At 49.8% G+C, this 603-nt stretch carries 1 protein-coding gene; it reads right to left on the bottom strand.

Translation table 11 applies throughout. The features are described from left to right. The coding region (fliM, locus tag R7Q11_RS27690) for a flagellar motor switch protein FliM (RefSeq protein WP_225467174.1) at positions 1 to 603 on the bottom strand (603 nt) is incomplete at both ends.

Genomic DNA, 603 nt, shown 5'->3' with positions numbered 1-603 from the left:
TAAATCAGTTTTCACTACGTGTGGGCGTTCAATCTCTTGAGAGACTTGTACGGCAAGCTTGTCTTCAGAGCGACCCATTTTTACGCGGTAAGTCGGTAAATCTTCGATGAACATGGTTGCGTGCTCAGGCATTTCAATCGGAATAATGTCGCCTGGTTGCAGCTCCATCAAATCGCGCAACGATATGTCTTTTTCCAGCAAATTCACTCGGAAGTTCACCGGACAGTCCATGATCTCTTCGCGCAGCGCTGAACTCCAACGTACGTCAGTTTCCATCTTGTCCGACTGAACACCAGCATCGAGCAACTCGCGGATTGGCTCGACCATGGAATACGGCATTACGACATGGAAGTCACCGCCACCGCCATCCACTTCAATATGGAATGAGCTCACGACAATCACTTCGGTCGGGCTCACGATGTTTGCCATGCTTGGGTTTACTTCAGAATCGAGGTATTCGAACTCGACGCCCATGACTGGCGACCACGCTTCTTTGTAGTCTTCAAACACAATTTTCAGCAGTAGCTGGATAATGCGACGCTCAGTTGGCGTAAATTCACGGCCTTCGATTTTGGCGTGGAAGCGGCCATCGCCACCAAAGAA

Source organism: Vibrio sp. 970, assembly GCF_033339075.1.
This window is presented reverse-complemented; position numbering and strand designations above follow the sequence as displayed.